This is a genomic window from Bacillus cereus group sp. N21 (assembly GCF_016483395.1).
Classification (GTDB): Bacteria; Bacillota; Bacilli; order Bacillales; family Bacillaceae_G; genus Bacillus_A; species Bacillus_A pseudomycoides.
The window spans coordinates 1-400 of record NZ_JAEHBX010000257.1 but is presented as its reverse complement, the minus strand read 5'-3'; the positions used below and the strand labels follow the sequence as shown (position 1 = coordinate 400).

Here is a 400-nt window from a genome sequence, read left to right as displayed (position 1 = left end):
AAAACGTACAGGTCGCCATTTGTGTAATTGGCTGTTCAATTGTTGTTAACCCTGGATCTGCAATCTCAGCATAGATGGTATTATCAAATCCGATAATTGATAAATCTTCCGGAATCGAAAGTCCTTGTTTTCTTGCTTCATTCATCAGGCATATCGCAATTAAATCTGTACAAGCAAAAACCGCTGTAGGCCTATTAGGTAAATTAAGTAATTCTTTACTTGCACGTTTACTATCTTCAACTGTCGAATAGCAGCTAATGATAGCATCATCATCTAACAAAATCCCTGAATCCGTAAGGGCTTGTTTGAAACCATTCAGTCTTCCTAAGCTACTCTTTCTATCCTTCTCCATCATAATCGTTAAAGATGTATGACCTTTCTGCGTAAGATAATTCCCAGC

The 400-nt window shown here is 37.5% G+C and carries 1 protein-coding gene; it reads right to left on the bottom strand.

Going from position 1 to position 400, the window contains the following annotated elements; translation table 11 throughout:
* Positions 1-400, bottom strand: a 400-nt coding sequence (locus JDS96_RS30750; RefSeq protein ID WP_199669125.1) for a substrate-binding domain-containing protein, incomplete at both ends; no start/stop codon positions are given.